Genomic DNA, 20,170 nt, shown 5'->3' with positions numbered 1-20,170 from the left:
GGGGTCCCCGCGGGATCGTGGAGCGCCAGCGGAGCGATCTCGTGGGGTGATTCATCGCAGGAACGCCGCCGCGACGCCGGCGTCGACGGGCACGTGCAGGCCGGTGGTGTGCGACAGGTCGGAGCTGCAGAGCACGAAGACCGCGTTGGCGATGTTCTCCGGCAGCACCTCGCGCTTGAGGATCGTGCGCTGGGCGTAGAACTTGCCCAGGTCCTTCTCCTCCACGCCGTAGACCGCGGCCCGGTTGGCGCCCCAGCCGCCGGCGAAGATGCCCGAGCCCTGGACGACGCCGTCGGGGTTCACGCCGTTGACCTTGATCCCGTGCGCACCCAGCTCGGCCGCGAGCAGGCGGACCTGGTGCGCCTGGTCGGCCTTCGCGGCCGAGTACGCGATGTTGTTCGGCCCGGCGAAGATCGAGTTCTTGCTCGAGATGTAGACGATGTCGCCACCCATCTCCTGCTCGACCATCACCTTCGCGGACGCCTTGGACACCAGGAACGAGCCCTTGGCCATGACGTCGTGCTGCAGGTCCCAGTCGGCCTCGGTCGTCTCCAGGAGCGCCTTGGACAGCGACAGGCCGGCGTTGTTGACGACCAGGTCGAGTCCACCGAAGGCGAGGACCGCGGCGTCGACCATCGACTGGACCGCGTCGCCCTTGCTCACGTCGGCAGCGACGCCGACCGCCACGTCCGGGCCGCCGATCTCCGCGGCGGCCGCCTCGGCCTTCTCCAGCGACAGGTCCGCCACGACGACGCAGGCCCCCTCGGCGGCGAGCCGCTTGGCGGTGGCCTTGCCAATGCCGCCGGCGGCACCGGTCACGAGGGCGATGCGGGTCGCGAGCGGCTTGGGCTTCGGCATCCGCTGGAGCTTGGCCTCCTCGAGCGCCCAGTACTCGATGCGGAACTTCTCCGCCTCGTCGATCGGGGCGTAGGTCGAGAGGCCCTCGGCACCGCGCATCACGTTGATCGCGTTGACGTAGAACTCACCGGCGACGCGTGCGGTCTGCTTGTCCTTGCCGAACGAGAACATCCCGACGCCCGGGACCAGCACGATGAGCGGGTCCTTGCCACGGATGGCCGGGCTGTCCGGGGTGGCGTGCCGGTCGTAGTAGGCCTGGTAGTCCTCGCGGTAGGACACCGCGAGCTCCTTGAGCCGGGCGATGCTGTCCTCGACCGGGGCGTCCGCCGGCAGGTCGAGCACGAGCGGCTTGACCTTGGTGCGCAGGAAGTGGTCGGGGCACGAGGTGCCCAGCGCGGCCAGGCGGGGGTGCTCGGCGTGCGCGAGGAAGTCGAGCACGACCGTGCTGTCGGTGAAGTGCCCGACCATCGGCCGGTCGGCCGAGGCGATCCCGCGGATGGTCGGCGCGAGGGCGGCGGCCTTGGCGCGGCGCTCGGCGTCCGGCAGCGCGGCGTACCCCTCGAGAGCGGGGCCGAAGGGCTCGGCCTTGCTGTTCTCGGCGATGTAGTCGGCGGCGGTGTCGATGATCCACAGCGAGCGGGCCTCCGCCTCCTCGCTGGTCTCGCCCCACGCGGTGATGCCGTGGCCGCCGAGGATGCAGCCGATCGCGTTCGGGTTGGCGGCCTTGATGGCGGCGATGTCGAGGCCGAGCTGGAATCCCGGGCGGCGCCACGGGACCCACACGACCTTCCCGCCGAAGATCTCCTTCGTGAGCGCCTCGCCGTCCGCGGCGGTGGCGATCGCGATGCCGGAGTCGGGGTGCAGGTGGTCCACGTGCGCGGCGTCGACGAGGCCGTGCATCGCCGTGTCGATCGACGGAGCTGCGCCGCCCTTGCCGTGCAGGCAGTAGTCGAACGCCGCGACCATCTCGTCCTCACGCTCGACGCCGGGGTAGACGTCGACGAGGGCACGCATCCGGTCCAGGCGCAGCACGGCGAGGCCGGGCTCCTTCAGCGTGCCGAGGTCACCGCCGGAGCCCTTGACCCACAGCAGCTCGACCGGCTCGCCGGTGACCGGGTCGGTCTGGGTGCCCTTGGCCGAGGTGTTGCCGCCGGCGTAGTTGGTGTTCTTGGGGTCGGCCCCGAGCCGGTTGGAGCGCTCGATGAGCGCGGCGGCCGCCGGGTTCGTCTGGTTCGCGGTGCTGGAGTCGGTCATCTGCTCAGTTCCATCCTGCCTGCGTGCCGCCGATGCGGTCCGCCTCGATCTGCTGCTGGTGGCCCGACTCGGCGTACGCGCGCATCGGGTTGGCGGGGAGGCCGCGCTCCTCGCGCCAGGCGGCGAGGTCGGCGCGGACGTCGGTGGAGAAGGCGTCCATGAACAGCTCGTTGGCGGCAAGCACGTCGCCGGCCTCCTGGGCGGCGGTGAGCGCGTCCCGGTCGACGAGGAGGGCCCGCGCGGTCATCTCCTGGACGTTGAGCACGGACCGGATCTGGCCGGGGATCTTCGCCTCGATGTTGTGGCACTGGTCGAGCATGAACGCGACGTCGCTGTGCCCGTCGGGGTTGGCCGGCCCGTAGCCGCCGCCCCGGATCACCTCGAAGAGGATCCGGAACAGCTGGAAGGGGTCGGCCGCGCCGACGATGAGGTCGTCGTCGGCGTAGAAGCGGCTGTTGAAGTCGAACGAGCCGAGCTTCCCCAGGCGAAGCAGCTGCATGACGATGAACTCGATGTTGGTGCCGGGCGCGTGGTGGCCGGTGTCGAGGCAGACCACGGCGCGGTCACCGAGAGCGGCGACCTGGACGTACGACGTGCCCCAGTCCGGGACGTCGGTGTGGTAGAAGGCCGGCTCGAAGAACTTGTACTCCAGCACCAGCCGCTGGTCCTCGCCGAGGCGGTCGTAGATCGTCGACAGCGACTCGTGCAGCCGGTCCTGGCGGCCGCGCAGGTCGGCCTGGCCCGGGTAGTTGCTGCCCTCGGCCAGCCAGATCTTCAGGTCGCGCGAGCCGGTCGCGTCCATCACGTCGATGCACTCGAAGTGGTGGTCGATCGCCTTCTGGCGGATCTTGGCGTCGGTGTGGGTGAGGGCGCCGAGCTTGTAGTCGTCGTCCTGGAAGGTGTTGGAGTTGATCGTCCCCAGCCGCACGCCCTGGTCCTCCGCGTAGCGCCGCAGTGCGACGTAGTCGTCGACGAGGTCCCACGGGATGTGCAGGGCGACGGAGGGCGCGAGGCCGGTGAACCGGTGGACGGTCGCGGCGTCGGCGATCTTCTCCTCCACCGTGCGCGCCGTCCCGGGCGAGCCGAACACCTTGAACCGGGTGCCGGAGTTGCCGAACGCCCACGAGGGCAGCTCGATGGCCTGGCCCTCGAGCTGGGCGGCGACCTGGGCGAAGTCAGTCATTGTCATCTCCGATTGAAACGTTTCATGCGAAAAGCCACACGGGTTCCGCGGTAGCGGAGCGTCCGCGAGGTGCGCAGTGGCGGGAGGGCTGGTGCTGCGGTCGGCGCGGTGGCGCGCGGGAGCAGGGTCAGTCGTCGAGCGCGGCGAGCTGGTCCTCGAGGTGGAAGACCTCCTCCAGGACGAGGAATCCCTCGTCCGGGGGGACGCCGTCCAGCTCCTCGAACAGCTCCCCCATCTCGGCCTGCCACCGCGCGTTGACCTCGGTGGCCGCCATCCCTGCCTGCGCCTGCTCCAGCGAGGGCGTCTCGAGGTAGCCGATGAGCAGGCCGTCGGGACGCAGGAACAGCGAGTAGTTGTGCCAGCCCGTCTCGTGCAGGGCACGGACCATGTCGGGCCAGACCGCGCGGTGACGCCTCTTGTACTCCTCGATGCGGTCGGGCTTGACCTGGAGCTGGAAGCACACGCGGTGCACGGCGTCTCCTTCCGGGGACCGGGGTGGTGGTGCGGGATCGTGCCGGGGGGTGGAGCCCCACCGGGGCGCGGGTCGCGCGCCCCGGTGGGTCTGGCGGTGGTGCAGCCTCGATCGATCCGGGTCGGATCAGAAGTCGAAGTCGCCGATGTTGTCGGCGTTGAAGCGGAACGGCTCGCCGAGGAGGACGGTGTTGCCCTCGTCGACGGTGAAGTCGCCCAGGTCGCCAGCGGTGAACGAGTCGCCCTCGCCCTCGATGTCGCCGTCGACGAGCGCCTTGGCGGCGTACGCCGCGAGGTAGCCGAGGTCCTCGGGGTTCCACAGCGCGAACTCGGTGACGGTGCCGTCCTCGACGTACTCACGCATCTGGTTCGGCGTGCCGAGGCCGGTCAGCGCGACCTTGCCCTTCGCGTCCGAGGTGGAGAGGTAGCGGGCGGCCGCCGCGATGCCGACCGTGGTGGGCGAGATGATGCCCTTGAGGTTCGGGTGCGACTGCAGCAGCGCCGCGGTGCGGTCGAACGAGGTCTGGTCGTCGTCGTCGCCGTAGACGGTGTCGACGACCTCGATGTCGGGGTGGTTGGCGGAGATCTCCTCCTCCATGAGCTTGATCCACTCGTTCTGGTTGGTCGCGTTGGCCGCGGCCGAGAGGAACGCGATCTCGCCCTGGTCGCCGATCTGCTCGGCGATCATCTCGACCTGCACCTTCGCGATGCCCGCGGAGTCGGCCTGGTTGATGAACAGGTCGCGGCAGTCGGGGTTGGTGTCGGCGTCGAAGGTGACGACCTTGACGTCGGCGTCGCGCGCCTCGCCGATGGCGTCGCACAGCGCGTCGGGGTCGTTCGCCGAGATCACCAGGGCGTCGCGGCCCTGCTGGGTGGCGGTGTTGATGTAGGTGACCTGGCCGTCGGGCGAACCCTCGGCCGGACCGACCTCCTCGTACTCCCCGCCGAACTCCTCGACGGCCTTCTCGCCGCCGGCGTTGGAGGTGTCGAAGTAGGGGTTACCCAGGTTCTTCGGGATGAAGGTCACGGTGGTGGCGTCGCCGCCGCCGCCGTTGCCGCTCGACGAGCCGCCCTCGTCGTCGCTGCCGCAAGCGGTCAGACCGAGGCTGGCGACCAGCGTCACGGCCGCGAGGCTCGCGAGTCGTCGGTTCTGGAACAACATGTTCGTACCTTTCGATTCGTCCGGCGCGATGCCGGGATCAGCTCAGCGACCGCTTGCCGGTGCTGTCTTGTCGCTGTGCGGGGTACGGCCCGAGGAGCGCGCCCCCTTGCTCGCGGCGACCAGGTGACGTGCGCCGGCGAGAAGACTGGTGGACATCACCGAGAGCACCAGCAGCACTCCGATGACGATGTTGATGATGTTGATGGTCTCGCCGCTGAGCAGCATCGCCCGCTGGATGACGCCGATCAGCAGCACGCCCGCGATCACGCCGTGCAGGGCACCGCGGCCGCCGAAGATGGAGACCCCGCCGAGGAGCACCGCGGCGATGACCTGGAGCTCCAGCCCGACCGAGTTCTCCGCTCGGGCCACCCCCGTGACGAGGGTCGTGTAGATCCCGACGAAGCCGGCGACCGCGCCGGAGAGGACGAACAGCACGGCCTTGGTGCGGGCCACGTCGACGCCGGTGAAGTGCGCGGCCTCGTCGTTCAGCCCGATCTCGTAGACGCCTCGGCCGAACGGCGAGAAGTGCAGCAGCGCGGCGAAGACGATCGCGAGCACCACGAACGGGATGAGGATCATCGGGTACGGCTGGCCGTCGAGGATCCGGTCCTTGGCCAGGTCGGTCCACGACTCGGCGAAGTCGGTCCGCGACTCGGTGCCGAGCAGGCCCGCCGCGATCCCGCGGAACAACGCCAGCGTGCCGATGGTGACCGCGATCGACGGCAGGCCGACGTACGCCACCAGGAACCCGTTGAAGGCGCCGCAGACCGCACCGATCACGATGGCCAGGAGCGCCGCGACCGTCATCGACAGCCCCGCGTCGGCGTGCAGCATGCCGAACGCGACGCTGGTCAGGCCGACGGTGCTCGCGACCGAGAGGTCGATCTCGCCGGTGATGATGATGGCCGTCATCGGCAACGCGAGCAGCAGGATGCTCGCGGAGTCACGGAACAGGTAGTACATCGTCTGCGGGCCGTCGAAGTAGTCGACCTGCGAGCGCGAGTAGACCAGCGCGGCGACGAGCAGCGCGACGACGGCGAACTCGCGGCTGAACACCACGCGCTGCCACCACGGCCGGGCGTACGCCGCGTAGGTCCGCGGCGCCTGGGTGGGGGCGTCCCGGTGGTCGATCAGCGTGCTCATCGGACGACCTCCTCGTTGCTGTCGGCGCCCGGGCGAGGGCTCGTGCCGGCGTTCGTGCCGCCACCGGGGACGACCGGCGCGGGACGCGGCCCGCCCGTCGCGGCAGGGGTGCTCGGCGTGGTCGGCGTGTCCGGACCGTGCTCACGGGCAGCGATCAGCCGCCGTTCCTGGCGCCGGACGAGGACCCGGTCGAGGACGATCGCGCCGACGATGAGCAGGCCGACGACGGCCTGCTGCCAGAAGTCGGAGATGCCCAGGACCGGGAGTGCGCGGTTGATCGTGACCAGCAGGAAGGCGCCGAGAGCCGCTCCGAAGACGGTGCCGCTGCCACCGAAGATGGCCACGCCGCCGATGACGGCGGCACCGACCGCCTCGAGCTCGACCCCGGACCCGACGCTGGAGCTGACCGTGCCGAAGCGCGCTGCGGACACGACGCCGGCGAGCCCGGCCAGTGCGCCGCTGAGCACGAACGCGCACAGGATCCGGCGGGTGACCGGGAGCCCGTAGAGCTTCGCGGCCTCCGGGTCCGAGCCGATCGCGTAGAGCTCGCGCCCGCCGCGGGCGGTGCGCAGGTAGTAGCCGACCAGCACCAGGACGACCACCGCGACGATGGTCAGCACGGGGATGCCGAGGATCGACTCGGTGCCGAGGTCACGGAAGCCGCGCGGCATGTCGTCGGCATTGATCCGGTCGCTGCCGGCCCAGGTGAGGAAGGCGCCGCGGTAGATGTACATCGTGCCGAGCGTGATGACGAGCGCCGGCACGCGGCCGAACGCCACGAGCGCGCCGTTGACGAGACCCAGCACGGCACCCATCAGGATCCCGGCCAGCACGACCGCGACGATCGGCAGGTTGGTGTCGATGAACAACCGGCCGGTCAGGTAGGCGGTCAGACCGAGGGTCGAGCCGACCGACAGGTCGACGTTGCGCGTGATGATCACCGCGGTCTGGCCGACCGCGAGGAGGACGAGCATCGACGGGGTCAGCAGCAGGTCGCGCCAGCCGGTCGCGCCGAAGAGGAACGAGTCGCTCCTCAGCGTCGTGACCGCGACCAGCAGGACGAGGACCACGGCCACCGCGAGCTCGCGCGAGCGCAGCAGGTCCTTGAGGACCCGGCTCGCGGGCGACGCGGCGCTGGGCCGGGCCAGGTCGGAGGAGACGGTGTCGCTCATGCCGGGACCTCCGAGGCGCTCGACGTGCCGGTGTGGGTGACGGTGCTGGTTGCCGCGTGCATCACGTTCTCCGGCGTGGCCTCGCTGCGACCGAGCTCGGCGGTGATCCGGCCCTCGCAGACGACCAGGACGCGGTCGGCCATGCCGAGGACCTCGGGGAGCTCCGAGGAGATCATCAGGATCGCCAGGCCCTGGCCGGCGAGGTCCGACAGCAGCCGGTGGACCTCGGACTTCGTGCCCACGTCGATGCCGCGGGTGGGCTCGTCGATGATGAGCAGCTTCGGCTCGGTGGCCAGCCACTTGGCGATGACGACCTTCTGCTGGTTGCCGCCGCTCATCGTGGTGGCGCGCATGTCCAGTGCGCTGGTCTTGACCTCGAGCCGGCCCGCCCACGGCGCGGCGGCGCGGTTCTCCGCCCGCGCGGTGAGCATGCCGGCGGTGGTGAGCCCCCGGCGGATGACGCCGGCGACGTTGCGGGCGACCGAGGACTCGGTGACCAGGCCCTGCTTGCGGCGGTCCTCGGGCACGAACGCCATGCCGGCGCGGATCGCGGCCCGCGGGTTGCGGGGCGGGACCGGCTTGCCGAGCAGCTCGACGCGCCCGGCGTCGTACCCGTCCACGCCGAAGACGGCGCGGGCGATCTCCGACCGGCCGGCGCCCACCAGACCCGCCAGGCCGACGATCTCGCCGGCGCGGACCTGGAAGGAGACGTCGGAGAAGACGCCCAGGGAGCTGAGGTCGCGCACGTCGAGCACGACGTCGCCGATCGGGGCCGGGGTCTTCGGGAAGAGGTCGCCGACCTCGCGGCCGACCATCTCCGCGACCAGGGCGTCGACGGAGGTCTCCGCGATCTTCTGCGTGGCGACGTACGAGCCGTCACGCATGACCGTGACCGTGTCGCAGAGGTCGAAGACCTCCTCGAAGCGGTGCGAGATGAACACCAGGGCCCGACCCTCGTCGCGCAGGCTGCGCGCGACGGCGAACAGCCGCTCGACCTCGACGCCGCTGAGCGCGGCCGTCGGCTCGTCCATGATCAGCACGCTGGCGTCGAGCGAGATGGCCTTGGCGATCTCGATGATCTGCTGGTCGGCGATCGAGAGACCGAGCGCCGGCCGGCGAGGGTCGATCTCGACGCCGAGGCGCGCGAACAGCTCCAGCGCCTCGCGGTGCATGGCGCCACGGTCGATCCGGCCGAACCGGCTGCGCGGCTGTCGGCCCATGAAGATGTTCTCGGTGACCGAGAGGTCGGGGAAGAGCGTCGGCTCCTGGTAGATGACGGCGACGCCGGCAGCCTTGGACTCCGCGGTCGAGCCGAAGTCCACGTCCTCGCCATGCAGGCGGAAGGTGCCCGAGTCGCGGCGGTGCACGCCGGCGACGATCTTGACCAGGGTCGACTTGCCGGCACCGTTCTCGCCGATCAAGGCGTGGATGGAGCCGCGGTCGACGACCAGGCTGCCGCTGCGCAGGGCTGCGACGGCGCCGAACGACTTGGCCACGTCACGCAGCTCCAGCGCCACACGGGACGACTGCTCGACCACGGCGCCCTCCTGTCAGTGAAAGGTTTCAAAAGCGATGCCGGGAACGTACGTGGCTGCCGTCACAGCCGTCAAGGGCTACGCGCAGATTGCCGAAAGATTGCCGGCGGGTTGCGAGGAGGGACGAGACAGCCGCGCGTCGCCGCGTCATCGTGTGTACCGTTTCACACACCTTTACCTTTCGACCCCTCCAAGGAGGCCCCGATGACCGTGCGGAACGCGTCGGTCAAGGACGTCGCTGCGGCGGCCGGCGTCTCCCTCGGGACGGTCTCGAACGTGCTCAACCGCCCTGACCGGGTCAGCCCGAGCACCCGCGAACGTGTCGAGCGGGTCATGGCCGAGCTCGGCTTCGTGCGCAACGAGTCGGCCCGCCAGCTGCGCGCCGGCAAGAGCCGCACCCTCGCCTACGTCGTCCTCGACGCGGGCAACCCCTTCTTCACCGACGTCGCCGCCGGCATCGACGACGCGGCGGACGACGCGGCTCTCTCGCTGGTCCTGTGCAACAGCGCCAACCGTGCCGACCGCGAGGCGGCCCACCTCGCGCTGCTCGAGCAGCAGCGCGTCCAGGGCATCCTCATCACGCCGGTCGACCCCGACGCGGTGGCGCTCGACCTGATCGCCCGTCGCGGCACGCCGATCGTCGTCGTGGACCGCACCCGCCGGGTCGAGGACTTCTGCACCGTCTCCGTCGACGACGTCCTGGGCGGCCGCCTCGCGGTCGAGCACCTCGTGGACCGCGGCCACCGTCGCGTCGCCGTCGTGGGCGGCCCCACCACCATCGGCCAGGTGCACGACCGGTACGCCGGGGCGCGGGCGGCCTGGGCCGACGCCGGGCTCGACCCCGACGACCTGGTGGAGCTCGCCACCGAGGCGATGACCGTCGCCGAGGGCAGGTCCGCCGGCGAGCGGCTGTCCGGGCTGCCGGGCCGGCGACGCCCCACCGCGGCGTTCTGCGTCAACGACCTCCTGGCGCTCGGACTGCTGCAGCAGTCGATCGGCAGCGGGCGGTCGGTGCCCGGCGACCTGGCCATCATCGGCTACGACGACATCGAGTTCGCCGCCGCCGCGGCGGTGCCGCTCACCTCGGTGCGCCAGCCGCGCCACCAGCTGGGCCGGACCGCGGCCTCGCTCGTGCTCGACGAGTCGTCCGACCCCGACCACCGGCACCAGCAGGTCACCTTCACCCCGGAGCTGGTCGCCCGCGCCTCGACGCTCTGACTCCCGTCCACGCAGTCGGCGCCGGCCCCGTGCTCGTCGACGGACGACCAGACGTGGCGGGGTCGCCACCCGTGACCTGCGCCGAGCGCGCGGCGGGCACGCGGCGCGGCAGCCGCACGGTGAACGTCGTGCCGATGCCGACCTCGGACTCGAGCAGCACGTGGCCGCCGTGCGCCTCCACGAGCGCGCGGGTGATCGACAGCCCCAGGCCGAGCCCCTCGATCCCGTGCCGGCGCGCCGCGGCGCCCCGGTAGAACCGCTCGAAGACCCGGTCGAGCTCGTCGGCGGCGATCCCGTGACCCGTGTCGGCGAGGACCAGCTCGACCTCGTCGACCACGTCGTCCCAGTAGACCTCCAGCCGCACCGAGCCGCCGGGCGGGGTGTGCTTGACGGCGTTCGTGAGCAGGTTGTCGAGCACCTGCCGGATCCGGCCGGCGTCACCGTACGCGGGGATCCGTCGGCGCGCGCCGGCTCCGTCCGCGAGGTCGGCCCCCAGGCTGATCCCGGCGGCGACGGCAGCCGGTCCGACCGCGGCGACGGCCTCCGCGACGACCGCCACGACGTCGTACGCCGCGCAGCGCAGGTGCAGCGCGCCGCTCTGCAGCTGGCCCGCCTCGATCAGGTCGGAGACCAGCCGCTCCAGGCGGACAGCGTTGCGCTGGAGCGCGGCGACGTCGGCGCGGACCTCGGGGCCCTGGTCGGGGTACGACGCGAGCAGCTCGGCCCGCCCGCGGATCGCGGCCAGCGGGGTGCGCAGCTCGTGGGAGACGGCGGCGATGAAGTCGTCCTTGACCTCCAGCGCGCGCAGCACCTCGGTGATGTCGGTGTAGGCGAGGCCGGCGCCGGCGAACCTGCCGTCGGCGGTCCGCACCGACCGCGCCGAGACCGACAGCGCCCGGCGCACGACCGGGTCGGCGCCGATCCACATGTGCACGTCGTCGAACTCCTCGCCCTGCGCCGCGCGCCACGACGGCATCTGCTCCCGCGTCCAGCGGACGCCGTCCGGGCCGTAGACCTCGCCCTCCTGCCCGGCCCGCCCGCCGTGGCCGTCGGGGAACGCGAGGGCGATGAAGTCGCGGTGCCGGCGGTTCGTGACGGCGTACTCCCCGTCGGCGTCCAGCAGCACCAGCCCCACGTCCACCGTCTCGAGGATGGCCTCCGCGATCTGCTGCTGCCTGCTGATCACGTCGGCGGCCGCCCGGATCCGCTCCTGGTCGCGGATGCGCTCGGTGACGTCGAGGACCTGCGACATGAGGTACGCCGCCCGCCCCTCCTCGTCTCTGACGACGGCCACCGACAGGTCGCCCCACACGTGCTCGCCGTTGCTGCGCACGTAGCGCTTGGTCAACCGGTAGCCGTCGCGCTCGCCGGCGACGGCCTCACCGAACAGGCGCTCGTCCAGGGCGAGGTCCTCCGGGACGGTGACCTCCGCGAACGTCAGCGACAGCAGCTCCTCGCGCGTGTAGCCGAGCATGTCGGCCGCCGCCTGGTTGACCACCACCAGGCGACCCTCGAGGTCGACCAGCGCCATGCCGACCGGCGAGTGCTCGACGGTCATCCGCCAGAGCTCGGCGGCGTCGGGGCGCGCCGAGCCGGGCACGACACCGCGCTGAGCCGTCATCGGTCCTCCTCGCCCGGACCAACGCCGCTGGGGGCGCGGACGTTATGCGGCGGCCCGCCGCCGGGCGGCCACCGGCCTAGTGCCGGCGCTCCTGCTCGGCCTCGAGGTCGAGCAGCGCGCGGGCGTGCTCGGCGTCGTCCTCCTGGTCGAGCGCCCGGGAGAAGCTGTCGAGCATCGCCTCGCCGGCAGGGAACGGCGGCAGCAGCGGCACGTCGGGGTCGACCACGGCCTCGATGAGCACCGGCCGGTCGGCGGCGAGCGCGCGGTCCCACGCGTCGTCGACGTCCTCGGGCCGCTCGACGCGGATGCCGCCGAGGCCGAGCAGCTCGGCGTACGCCGCGTAGGGCACGTCCGGCAGCGACTGGCTGACGTCGTACCGCGGGTCGCCCTCGGTCTCGCGCTGCTCCCACGTCACCTCGGCGAGGTCGCGGTTGTTCAGCACGAGCACGACGAAGCGCGGGTCGGCCCAGTCCCGCCAGCGGGAGGCGACGGTGACCAGCTCGTTGAGGCCGTTCATCTGCATCGCCCCGTCACCGACGAGCGCGACGACGGGCCGGTCGGGCGCCTCGAGCTTCGCGGCGAGGCCGTAGGGCAGGCCCGACCCCATCGACGCCAGCGTCGAGGAGAGGTGGGCCGGCACGCCGGGCGGCAGGGTGAGGTGCCGGGCGTACCAGTAGACGACCGACCCCACGTCGACGCTGACCTGCGCCTCGGCGGGCAGCCGCGGTGTGAGGGCGCGTACGACGCGCTCCGGGCTCAGCGGGCGGGCGGCGGCGCCGATGTCGCCGGACGCGCGCTCCTCGGCGATCCGGTGCCACCGCTCGACCTGCGCGGTGACGTTCGTGCGCCACGTCGGGTCGGCCCTCTCCTCGAGCAGCGGCAGCAGGGCGGTCAGCGTCTCCGCCGCGTCGCCGACCAGCCCGACCTCGACCGGGTAGCGGTTGCCGAGGTGGCGGCCGTCGATGTCGACCTGCACGGCGCGGGCCTGGCCGGGCGCGGGGTAGAACTCCGTCCACGGGTCGTTGGTGCCAATCATCAGCAGCGTGTCGCAGTGGTCCATCAGCCAGGCCGACGCGGTCGTGCCGAGGTGCCCCATCACCCCGCAGCTGGTCGGCAGCGTCTCGTCCCACCACGGCTTGCCGAGCAGGCTGGTCGTGACGCCGGCGCCCAGCCGCTCGGCCACCGCGCGGACCAGCTCGCCCGCGTCCTTCGCGCCCTGGCCGACCAGCAGCGCGACCCGCTCGCCGGCGTTCAGGACGGCCGCCGCCTCGGCGAGGTCGTCGTCGGCCGGGAGGACTCGCGGCGGCCGCCACTGCGGGGCGGTCGGCACGACGCCGTGCTCGTGGGACGGCACCGCCGGCGCCGGCTGCACCTGCACGTCGTGCGGCAGCACCACCACGCAGGGTGACCGCGTCGCGAGCGCGGTGCGGAACGCGCGGTCCACCACCATGGCGGCCTGCTCGGGGTCGAGCACGGTGGCGACGTACTGCGCGGCGACGTCCTTGAACAGCGAGGTCAGGTCGATCTCCTGCTGGTACTCCGAGCCCAGCACGGTCGTCTGCTGCTGGCCGACGATCGCGACGACCGGCTGGTGGTCGAGCTTGGCGTCGTAGAGGCCGTTGAGCAGGTGCACCGCACCCGGGCCCTGGGTGCTGGTGACGACACCGATCCCGCCGGCGTACTTGGCGTGGCCGACCGCCATCAGCGCGGCGTTCTCCTCGTGGCGCGCCTGCACGAACGCGGGGTCGCCCCCGGCCCGCCGCAGCGCGCCCATCAGCCCGTTGATGCCGTCCCCGGAGTAGCCGAAGACCCGGGGCACGCCCCAGGCGCGCAGCCGCTCGACCACCAGGTCCGCGACCAGTCGTTCCTCCGCCATCGGGTCACCTCTCGTCGCTGCTGCCCGAGCGGGCGCGGTACCCGGTCGGCGCCGCGGCGAACCGGGTTGGGCGTCCGGGCCACGGGTACTGCTCGTGCCCACCCACCCGTCCAGCCCCACCCCCGGGAGGAACCATGGCCACCGGAGAGACCGGATTCGACGACGTCACCTTCGACCTGATCTCGGTGCAGTACCACTCGCTCAAGGCCGGTCACGACTACGGCCAGTACGTCCGCGACGCCGAGAACGCGGGCCAGCAGGAGATCGCCGACTTCTTCCGCGAGGTCATGCAGCAGGACTCCGAGCGGGCCCAGCGCTGCCACCGGTTCCTCGCCCAGCTCGGTGGCACCGACAACACCTCGCCGCAGTCCGGCCCGGCCTGAGGAGTACGCCGTGGCGCTGTCCTACCCCACCCGGCCCGGCGACATCGACCACCTGATCGCCGACGACCACGCAGTCGTCGAGCGCCAGTTCCAGCACCTCGAGGCCGGCCGTGGCGACCGGCGCGTGCTGGTCGACCAGATCAGCCTCGAGCTCGCGCTGCACGCGTTCGCCGAGGAGGTGGTCCTCTACCCCGTCTGGCCCGAGATCGGCATGGCCGACGAGCACGACGACGCCGAGCACGAGCACCAGCAGATCAAGGAGCTGCTCGTCACCCTCGGCCGCACCGACCCCGGCGAGCGCGAGTTCGAGGACGCCCTGACCCGGCTGATGGAGGTCGTGCGCCACCACGTCCACGACGAGGAGGACGAGGAGCTGCCGGAGTTCCGGCAGAAGGCCGGGCCGGAGCGGATGGCGCAGCTGGGCAAGAAGTTCCTCGCCGCCAAGCGGCAGGCGCCCACCCGACCGCACCCGCACGCCCCCGACGAGGGGATCGCGGAGAAGATCGCCGGCATGCTCGCCAAGCCGTTGGACCACGTCCGCGACCTGCTCTCGGGCCGCCAGAAGGAGACGGTCACCGACCCCTCCGGCACGCTCGACCCGGAGGCGCAGGCCATCGTCGACGCCCACTCCTCGCTCGGCCCGTTGCCCTTCGAGATCCTCGAGCCCGACCAGGCCCGCAAGCAGCCCGGGCCCGACGCGGCGGTGAAGAAGGTGATGGCCGAGCGCGGCATCGACGGCCCCGAGCCGGTCGCCGCGGCCGAGGACCTCCGCATCCCCGACGGCGCCGGCGGCGAGCAGACGCTGCGCGTCTACACCCCCGAGGCCGGAGGTCCGGGACCGCGACCGGTGCTGATGTGGATCCACGGGGGCGGGTGGGTGCTGTTCGACATCGACACCTACGACGCCTCCTGCCGCGGCCTGGCGAACAAGACCGGCGCGATCGTGGTCTCGCCGGACTACCGCCGCGCCCCCGAGGCGGTCTTCCCGGCCGCCCACGACGACGTGCTCACGGCGTACCGCTGGGTCGTGGCGAACGCCGCCTCCTTCGGCGGCGACCCGGCGCGGGTCGCCATCGGCGGGGAGTCCGTGGGCGGGAACATGGCCGCGGCGACCTGCCTGCAGCTCGCCGAGGCCGGCGAGCCGCTCCCGGCGGCCCAGGTCTGCGTCTACCCGCTGGTCACGCCCGAGCAGCACGGTGCGTCGATGGAGGACGCCGCCGACGCGCGGCCCGTCGACCGCCCGCTGCTCTCGTGGATGGCGATGCACGCCTTCGAGGGCCGCCCCGACGCCGCCACCGACCCACGGATCGACCTGCTCGGCGCGCCCCTCGAGCGGCTGGGCGTCCTCCCGCCGACGCTCGTCGTCACCGCCGAGCGGGACGTGCTGCGCAGCCAGGGCCAGGACTGGGCCCGGCGGCTGGAGGAGGCCGGCGTCGACGTCACGCTGCGCCACTACGACGGCGTGATGCACGAGTTCTTCGGCGCTTCCGCCGTGCTGGCCAAGGCCGAGGACGCCCAGCAGGAGGCGGCCCGGCACGTCCTCCGGGCCTTCGGCACGGCGCCGGCCTGAGCCCGAGCCCCCGCGGCCCCGCTCCCCTCACCCGGGCGCGGGCCCCCCGGGGTGGTCGTCTGACCGGTTGTGGGGGTGGTCGGCCCGCCGGTTGTCCGGTTGGTCCTCTCGGGCCCGCCGCGTGGCCTGCTCGCGGAGGTCGCGCTCGATGCCCCGCGCGCGCTTGCGCTCGAAGAGCAGGATCGCCGCCGCGACGGCGAGCATCGCGACGACCGTCAGGGCCACGCTGAAGGCGTCCATGCGAGTCCGGGTACCCCACCAGCACGAGCACGAGCAGCGGATCCACGACGGACGGAGGACGGGATGCAGGTCCACGACAGGTCCGGCGAGCGGCGGCGCTTCTCCACGCGGTGGTCGGTGATCGCCTTCGTGGTGCTCGCCCTGGTGGTGGCCGCGGTGGTCATCGCCTGGCAGATGCAGGGCACCCCGCCCGGCCAGACCGACGTGGGCATGCCGCCGCCGGCCCCGGCGGGGACCGGCCCGGCGCCCCGCGCCTGAACGGGGCCGGGAACACGACAGCCACCCTAACCGGGGCTTACCCGGCGGGTGGCTGCGTGCTGTTGCTCGCCGGCCCGACAGCCGCCTCTCGGCGGGAGGCCGCTCGCAGCGGCAAGGGGTGAGCCCGGGGGCATGGAACGGACCGGCTGGGGATCACAACGGGGCGCGGGCGCGAGGTGTTCCGGCGTACGGCGTGTGCTGCGCCACGACCGGACGACCCGCTCGTCGGGGCCGCGTCGGGACGCCCACTCAGCTGCGCGGGTGTCCCTCCTCGCCGCTCTTCGCGGACTCCTCGGGGAACGACTCGCCCACCGGGTGCCCGCCGCCCGGGGATCCCTGCGCCGGGTCGTAGTCGCCGGCCGCGGCCGGGCCGTCGGTGGTCGAGGACTCCTGGGCGGCCTCGGCCGCGTCGTCCAGGTGCCCGGTCTGCTTCTGGGTGGACTCGTCAGGCTGGTTGGTCATGCCGGGCCGGTACCCGACGGTTCGCCCGGCACGCAGCGAACGATCACGTCCGGGCCACGCGTGGTTCATCCGGTCCCGGGACCGTCGAACCATGCGCGTTGCCATCGTGACCGAGTCCTTCCTCCCCCAGGTCAACGGGGTCGCCGGCACCGTGCGGCACGTGGTCGACCGGCTGACGGCGACGGGCCACCAGGTGCTCGTGGTCGCGCCGGGCGCCGGCCCGACGGCGTACGCCGGCGCCGAGGTGGTGCGCGTGCGGTCGCTGGCGCTGCCCGGCTACCGGTCCTTCCCCCTCGGCCTCCCCGACCCGGTCGTCCACCGGGCGCTCGACCGGTTCCGGCCCGACGTCGTCCACCTGGCGTCGCCGATCGCGCTCGGCGCGGTGGGGCTGCGCGCGGCGAGGCACCTGGCGGTCCCGGTGGTGGCGGTCTACCAGACCGACGTCGCCGGCTTCGCCCGCCAGTACGGCCTGCCGGCCGACCGCCTCATCGACCGCTGGGTGGCGCGGCTGCACCGGCGCGCCGACCGGACGTTGGTGCCCTCGTCCGCGTCGTGGGACCAGCTCGCCGCCCAGGGCGTCCCCGACCTCCACCTGTGGCGCCGCGGCGTGGACCTCGACCTCTTCGATCCCGGGCACCGCGACCCGGCGCTGCGGGCGTCGTGGACCGAGCCCGGGCACGTCGTGGTCGGCTACGTCGGGCGGCTGGCGCAGGAGAAGCAGGTGCGTCGCCTCCTCGAGCTCGCCGACGTCCCCGGCGTGCACCTCGTGGTCGTCGGCGACGGACCGGAGCGCGGATGGCTGCAGGAGCGTCTGCCGGCGGCGACGTTCACCGGGATGCTGCGCGGCCCGGCCCTGGCCCGGGCGTTCGCCTCGCTCGACGTCTTCGTCCACACCGGCGAGGCCGAGACGTTCTGCCAGACCGTCCAGGAGGCCCAGGCCAGCGGCGTCGCGGTCGTCGCACCGGCCGCCGGCGGCCCCCTCGACCTCGTGTCGCCGGGCCGAACGGGCAGCCTGTACGACGTCACGCAGCCGCAGGCGCTCCGCGGTGCCGTCGCCGCCCTCGTCACCGACCCGCTCGCCCGCGCCCGGATGGCCCGGGGCGGACAGCTGGCGGTCGCCGGCCGGAGCTGGGCCGGCGTGGTCGACGAGCTCCTCGGTCACTACACGGCGGTGCTCGGCGGGCCCTCCGAGCGGCTCGCGGCCTGAGGTGCGCATCGCCCAGCTGGCCAACTTCGTCGGTCCGACCTCCGGCGGCATCCGGACGACCCTCGCCGCCCTCGGCGAGGGGTACGTCGCCGCCGGGGTCGCCCGGCTGCTGGTCGTGCCCGGACCCGAGGACCGCTACCTCGAGACCGCGTCCGGCGACGTGGTCCAGCTGCGGGCGCCGCGGGTCGGCGGCGGCTACCGGCTGCTCGTCGAGCCGTGGCGGGCGATCGAGCCGCTGCGCCGGTTCGGACCGACCTCGGTCGAGGTGTCCGACAAGTCGACGCTGCTGCCGGTCACCCGGTGGGCGCGCCGGTCCGGCGTGCCCTCGGTGCTGCTCTCCCACGAGCGGCTCGACGCGATGCTCTCCCTACGGACCGGCCTGCCCGTGCCGACGACGGCCTGGAACCGGGCGGTGCTGCGACGCCACGACCGGGTCGTCGTCACCTCGCGCTACGCCCGCGACGAGCTGCGGGCCCTGGCCGCCGCCACCGGCACCCCGCTGCACCGCGTCCCCCTCGGCGTGGACCTGGCGACATTCCACCCGCGGCGAGGTCCGGACCGGTCGGCCGGGCCGCTGCGGCTCGTGCACGCGGGGCGGCTCTCCCGGGAGAAGAGCCCGCACCTGGCGGTCGCGACGGCGGTCGCGCTGCACCGGCGCGGCGTCCCCGTGCAGCTCGACGTGTACGGCGACGGTCCGCACCGGTCGGAGCTGGAGACCCTCGCGGAGGACGCGCCCGTGACCTTCCACGGGCACCTCGCCGGCCGGGAGCGGCTCGCCGAGCGCCTGGCACGGGCCGACGTGTCGCTGTCGGTGTGCCCGGGCGAGACGTTCGGCCTCTCGGTCCTCGAGGCGCTGGCCTGCGGCACGCCTGTGGTGACCGCGGACGAGGGTGGCGGCCGCGAGCTCGTCGACGGGGCGTGCGGGGCCTGGGCGCCCGCGAGCCCCGACCGGCTGGCCGACGCGGTGCTCGAGGTCGCCGCACGCGACATGGACCTGCGGCGCAGGGCGGCGCGCCGGCGCGCCGAGGAGTACCCGTGGTCGAGGGCCGTCGAGGGGATGCTCGAGGTCCACGACCTCGCCCTCAGCGGAGCGCCCGCTCCCGCTGCTCCGGCGCGGTGGCGAGCGCCCGCCGGTGACCGACGGCCTGCGTGACCGCCACGCCGACGACCAGTAGCACCGCCACCACGATGTCGGTGCCGCGCGCCCGTAGGCTGGAGTCCAGCGGCGCGACCAGCCCACCCAGGCCGACCAGCCCGACCAGGGCCCCAGAGGCCCGGGGCCCGAGCCGGGTCGCCGCCAGGAACGGCACCGCCCACAGCGCGTACCAGTGGTGCACCACCGGTCCCAGCACGACGGCCGCCAGGGCGGTGAGCCCGGCCACCCGCACGGCGGCCGCCGGAGCGCCGGTGGGCTCCCGCAGGGCGCACCACGCGACGTAGCCGAGCGCGAGCAGGGTCCCGGCCGTCCGCACCATCTCGACGGGGTCCGGACCGGGCAGGCCGCCCGCCTCCTGGGCCCACGCGATGGCCCGGCCGACCTGCGTGGTCAGCGAGAGCGGCGTGTGCACCACTCCCGGGACGGAGAGGGCGTGGACCCAGCCGATGCCCAGTCCCGTCGCGACGCCGCAGCCGACCAGCACGCCGACCGACACCCCGCCCACCGCGGCGAGCCGGCGCAGGCGGTCGACCACCGCCGCGCCGGCCGGGAGGGACACGAGGGCGATGGCGACGCACACCAGCCCGCCCGGCAGCTTGACCGCCGCGGCGGCCCCGCCGACGCCCGCGCCCAGCGCCCAGTGGCCCTCGACCGCCAGGACGAGCGCCACCGCCGCCAGGCCGACCATGAGCAGGTCGTTGTGCAGGCCTGCCACCCCGTGCGCGACCACGAGCGGCCCAGGCAGCACCACCGCGGCGGCCCGGACCGGGTCGCCGCCCGCCGCTGCAGCCAGCCGCGGGACCGCCCACGCCAGCAGCGCCAGACCCACCAGCGCGAGGAGGCGATGGGCGACGACCAGGTCCCACGGCTCGCGCGTGAAGCCCGCGGCGAGCGCGCCCCACGCCAGCGGGAGCGGGCCGTACGGCGTCGTGGTGTCCAGCCACATCGGGTCCACCGGCTCCACGACCGCGCCGGGCAGCACCGAGGGGCCGTGCTCGTACGGCGAGACGCCGACGCGCGCCATCACGCCCTGGGCCGCGTAGCTCCAGCCGTCGCGGCTGAACATCGGCGGCGCGAGCAGCAGCGGCAGCGACCAGCTCGCCGCGGCGCGGTGCACCAGCAACATCCCGCCGGCCCCACGGCGTACCGCCCGTAGCAGCTCGAGCCACGCCCAGCCCAGCAGGCCGAGCCCGCCCACCACCACGACCAGGCCCACCAGCCGGCCCGGGGTGTGGTGGCGCAGCGGCAGGTCGTCGAGCGGGCTCGCGGCGGGCAGCACGGAGACGACCAGGCCGCCGAGCAGGACCAGCACCGACCCGAGCAACCCACGCGCGATCACGCTCCCGGACGCTAGGCAGTCCCGGGCACCGGCCGGCGACCTGTCCGTGAACGCCCGCCCAA

At 73.3% G+C, this 20,170-nt stretch carries 18 protein-coding genes; 6 read left to right on the top strand and 12 right to left on the bottom strand.

Annotated elements, in window-relative coordinates:
• Positions 1 to 51 precede the first annotated feature (51 nt).
• From H7344_RS16555 to H7344_RS16525, 7 genes are all read right to left on the bottom strand, one after another.
• Complete coding sequence (locus H7344_RS16555; protein ID WP_186347109.1) at positions 52 to 2,112, bottom strand: bifunctional aldolase/short-chain dehydrogenase; 2,061 nt, start codon at positions 2,110 to 2,112, stop codon at positions 52 to 54.
• Positions 2,113 to 2,116: 4 nt separating this feature from the next.
• Complete coding sequence (gene rhaI, locus H7344_RS16550) at positions 2,117 to 3,295, bottom strand: L-rhamnose isomerase (protein ID WP_186347108.1); 1,179 nt, start codon at positions 3,293 to 3,295, stop codon at positions 2,117 to 2,119.
• Positions 3,296 to 3,422: 127 nt separating this feature from the next.
• A complete protein-coding gene (locus H7344_RS16545; RefSeq protein ID WP_186347107.1) occupies positions 3,423 to 3,767 on the bottom strand; it encodes an L-rhamnose mutarotase in 345 nt (114 codons plus the stop codon).
• Positions 3,768 to 3,893: 126 nt separating this feature from the next.
• On the bottom strand, positions 3,894 to 4,928 hold the full coding sequence (gene rhaS / locus H7344_RS16540) for a rhamnose ABC transporter substrate-binding protein (RefSeq protein WP_186347106.1): 1,035 nt from the start codon (positions 4,926 to 4,928) through the stop codon (positions 3,894 to 3,896).
• 42 nt (positions 4,929 to 4,970) lie between these two features.
• Positions 4,971 to 6,071, bottom strand: coding sequence for an ABC transporter permease (locus tag H7344_RS16535; RefSeq protein ID WP_186347105.1), 1,101 nt, complete (start codon positions 6,069 to 6,071; stop codon positions 4,971 to 4,973).
• Complete coding sequence (locus tag H7344_RS16530; RefSeq protein ID WP_186347104.1) at positions 6,068 to 7,243, bottom strand: ABC transporter permease; 1,176 nt, start codon at positions 7,241 to 7,243, stop codon at positions 6,068 to 6,070. Before H7344_RS16530 ends, H7344_RS16535 begins: the two co-directional genes overlap by 4 nt.
• Positions 7,240 to 8,781 carry a sugar ABC transporter ATP-binding protein gene (locus tag H7344_RS16525; RefSeq protein ID WP_186347103.1) on the bottom strand — a complete coding sequence of 514 codons (1,542 nt, stop codon included), beginning with the start codon at positions 8,779 to 8,781 and terminating at the stop codon, positions 7,240 to 7,242. Before H7344_RS16525 ends, H7344_RS16530 begins: the two co-directional genes overlap by 4 nt.
• Positions 8,782 to 8,982: 201 nt before the next feature.
• Between H7344_RS16525 and H7344_RS16520 the strand changes: the two genes are divergently transcribed.
• Complete coding sequence (locus H7344_RS16520) at positions 8,983 to 9,996, top strand: LacI family DNA-binding transcriptional regulator (RefSeq protein WP_186347102.1); 1,014 nt, start codon at positions 8,983 to 8,985, stop codon at positions 9,994 to 9,996.
• On the opposite strand, the gene H7344_RS16515 is transcribed toward H7344_RS16520, so the two are convergent.
• Complete coding sequence (locus H7344_RS16515) at positions 9,959 to 11,617, bottom strand: sensor histidine kinase (RefSeq protein ID WP_186347101.1); 1,659 nt, start codon at positions 11,615 to 11,617, stop codon at positions 9,959 to 9,961. The two genes, H7344_RS16520 and H7344_RS16515, sit on opposite strands and share 38 nt — an antisense overlap.
• Positions 11,618 to 11,693: 76 nt before the next feature.
• Positions 11,694 to 13,493: a thiamine pyrophosphate-requiring protein gene (locus tag H7344_RS16510; RefSeq protein ID WP_186347100.1), complete on the bottom strand. Its 1,800-nt coding sequence runs from the start codon at positions 13,491 to 13,493 to the stop codon at positions 11,694 to 11,696.
• 134 nt (positions 13,494 to 13,627) lie between these two features.
• On the opposite strand from H7344_RS16510, the gene H7344_RS16505 reads away from it, so the two are divergent.
• Both H7344_RS16505 and H7344_RS16500 read left to right on the top strand, forming a co-directional pair.
• Positions 13,628 to 13,876 carry an acyl carrier protein gene (locus tag H7344_RS16505; RefSeq protein ID WP_186347099.1) on the top strand — a complete coding sequence of 83 codons (249 nt, stop codon included), beginning with the start codon at positions 13,628 to 13,630 and terminating at the stop codon, positions 13,874 to 13,876.
• Between the two features lie 10 nt (positions 13,877 to 13,886).
• Positions 13,887 to 15,446 carry an alpha/beta hydrolase fold domain-containing protein gene (locus H7344_RS16500; protein WP_186347098.1) on the top strand — a complete coding sequence of 520 codons (1,560 nt, stop codon included), beginning with the start codon at positions 13,887 to 13,889 and terminating at the stop codon, positions 15,444 to 15,446.
• Between the two features lie 27 nt (positions 15,447 to 15,473).
• Here the strand turns inward: H7344_RS16500 and H7344_RS16495 are convergent, their stop codons facing one another.
• The gene (locus H7344_RS16495; RefSeq protein ID WP_186347097.1) at positions 15,474 to 15,686 is read right to left on the bottom strand and encodes a hypothetical protein; all 213 of its coding nucleotides are present in this window, start codon (positions 15,684 to 15,686) and stop codon (positions 15,474 to 15,476) included.
• A 63-nt stretch (positions 15,687 to 15,749) separates the two neighbouring features.
• On the opposite strand from H7344_RS16495, the gene H7344_RS16490 reads away from it, so the two are divergent.
• Positions 15,750 to 15,944: a hypothetical protein gene (locus H7344_RS16490; RefSeq protein ID WP_186347096.1), complete on the top strand. Its 195-nt coding sequence runs from the start codon at positions 15,750 to 15,752 to the stop codon at positions 15,942 to 15,944.
• A 249-nt stretch (positions 15,945 to 16,193) separates the two neighbouring features.
• Here the strand turns inward: H7344_RS16490 and H7344_RS16485 are convergent, their stop codons facing one another.
• Positions 16,194 to 16,406, bottom strand: coding sequence for a hypothetical protein (locus tag H7344_RS16485; protein ID WP_186347095.1), 213 nt, complete (start codon positions 16,404 to 16,406; stop codon positions 16,194 to 16,196).
• Positions 16,407 to 16,497: 91 nt separating this feature from the next.
• Here H7344_RS16485 and H7344_RS16480 point away from each other — a divergent pair, with 91 nt between their 5' ends.
• Entirely contained in the window at positions 16,498 to 17,613 is a 1,116-nt protein-coding gene (locus H7344_RS16480; protein ID WP_186347094.1) for a glycosyltransferase family 4 protein, read from the top strand.
• A gap of 1 nt (position 17,614) precedes the next feature.
• Positions 17,615 to 18,766: a glycosyltransferase gene (locus H7344_RS16475; RefSeq protein WP_186347093.1), complete on the top strand. Its 1,152-nt coding sequence runs from the start codon at positions 17,615 to 17,617 to the stop codon at positions 18,764 to 18,766.
• Here the strand turns inward: H7344_RS16475 and mptB are convergent.
• On the bottom strand, positions 18,696 to 20,108 hold the full coding sequence (gene mptB, locus H7344_RS16470) for a polyprenol phosphomannose-dependent alpha 1,6 mannosyltransferase MptB (protein ID WP_186347092.1): 1,413 nt from the start codon (positions 20,106 to 20,108) through the stop codon (positions 18,696 to 18,698). The genes H7344_RS16475 and mptB overlap by 71 nt on opposite strands.
• Between the last annotated feature and the right edge of the window lie 62 nt (positions 20,109 to 20,170).

The organism is Nocardioides deserti, from assembly GCF_014266025.1.
Classification (GTDB): Bacteria; Actinomycetota; Actinomycetes; order Propionibacteriales; family Nocardioidaceae; genus Nocardioides; species Nocardioides deserti.
The sequence above is the reverse complement of the archived record's forward strand: the minus strand, read 5'-3'. Positions and strand labels throughout refer to the sequence as shown.

Excerpts from the sequence above, each read along its gene's own strand:
- rhaS (WP_186347106.1), bottom strand. The coding sequence starts at position 4,928 with ATGTTGTTCCAGAACCGACGACTCGCGAGCCTCGCGGCCGTGACGCTG.
- H7344_RS16495 (WP_186347097.1), bottom strand. The coding sequence starts at position 15,686 with ATGGACGCCTTCAGCGTGGCCCTGACGGTCGTCGCGATGCTCGCCGTC.
- H7344_RS16510 (WP_186347100.1), bottom strand. The coding sequence starts at position 13,493 with ATGGCGGAGGAACGACTGGTCGCGGACCTGGTGGTCGAGCGGCTGCGC.
- H7344_RS16535 (WP_186347105.1), bottom strand. The coding sequence starts at position 6,071 with ATGAGCACGCTGATCGACCACCGGGACGCCCCCACCCAGGCGCCGCGG.
- rhaI (WP_186347108.1), bottom strand. The coding sequence starts at position 3,295 with ATGACTGACTTCGCCCAGGTCGCCGCCCAGCTCGAGGGCCAGGCCATC.
- H7344_RS16520 (WP_186347102.1), top strand. The coding sequence starts at position 8,983 with ATGACCGTGCGGAACGCGTCGGTCAAGGACGTCGCTGCGGCGGCCGGC.
- H7344_RS16530 (WP_186347104.1), bottom strand. The coding sequence starts at position 7,243 with ATGAGCGACACCGTCTCCTCCGACCTGGCCCGGCCCAGCGCCGCGTCG.
- H7344_RS16505 (WP_186347099.1), top strand. The coding sequence starts at position 13,628 with ATGGCCACCGGAGAGACCGGATTCGACGACGTCACCTTCGACCTGATC.
- H7344_RS16485 (WP_186347095.1), bottom strand. The coding sequence starts at position 16,406 with ATGACCAACCAGCCTGACGAGTCCACCCAGAAGCAGACCGGGCACCTG.
- H7344_RS16555 (WP_186347109.1), bottom strand. The coding sequence starts at position 2,112 with ATGACCGACTCCAGCACCGCGAACCAGACGAACCCGGCGGCCGCCGCG.
- H7344_RS16480 (WP_186347094.1), top strand. The coding sequence starts at position 16,498 with ATGCGCGTTGCCATCGTGACCGAGTCCTTCCTCCCCCAGGTCAACGGG.
- H7344_RS16515 (WP_186347101.1), bottom strand. The coding sequence starts at position 11,617 with ATGACGGCTCAGCGCGGTGTCGTGCCCGGCTCGGCGCGCCCCGACGCC.
- H7344_RS16490 (WP_186347096.1), top strand. The coding sequence starts at position 15,750 with ATGCAGGTCCACGACAGGTCCGGCGAGCGGCGGCGCTTCTCCACGCGG.